The organism is Bacillus sp. AFS001701, assembly GCF_002559405.1.
Lineage (GTDB): Bacteria > Bacillota > Bacilli > Bacillales > Bacillaceae_G > Gottfriedia.
Genome location: NZ_NTZO01000767.1, coordinates 1 through 554 on the forward strand (window position 1 = coordinate 1; position 554 = coordinate 554).

The following is a 554-nucleotide window of genomic DNA, read 5'->3' on the forward strand; positions in this document are numbered from 1 at the left end:
TGTATGGAATTATCCCTACTTTTTATTCCCTAAGTCCTCTACCAATTACTTTTTGTGTTTCTCCATCGACAAACACGATAATATCACCTAACAAAGCCTCATTTTTTGTATGAAAAGTTACAGCATACACTTCTTTCCCATCATATTGTTCATCTGTTAGTGATGCGATGCGTTTTGTCACAACTTTTCTTTCAACAATTCCTTCTGCTTTATCATTAACTAATTGAACCTTATCACCAGCATCAAGGCTCTTATAGGCAATCTGTTGAATAGATATTGATTGTGTGTTTGATCCTTCTTTAGTAGATTCCTTTGTATCTTTATTACATGCAACCGATAAGCTTATTAACAATAAAGAAATCATGATTATTAAAAGTTTTTTCAAAAATAACACCTCGATTTGTTAACAAAATTATTCTTTTTTAATGATAAAAACATTTATTTTTTGATGAAAAGCTCAATTAAATAGAATTTAAAGGAATACAAGAATATTTTTAGAGCCAATTTATTTATATATTACATTGTTCAACTTAAGCGCCAGTTAGTTGCATAAG

1 protein-coding gene is annotated in these 554 nt (G+C 29.1%); it reads right to left on the reverse strand.

All coding sequences use genetic code 11. The features are described 5' to 3' along the window. Positions 1-22 precede the first annotated feature (22 nt). Positions 23-385: a hypothetical protein gene (locus tag CN514_RS25070; protein WP_098234858.1), complete on the reverse strand. Its 363-nt coding sequence runs from the start codon at positions 383-385 to the stop codon at positions 23-25. Between the last annotated feature and the right edge of the window lie 169 nt (positions 386-554).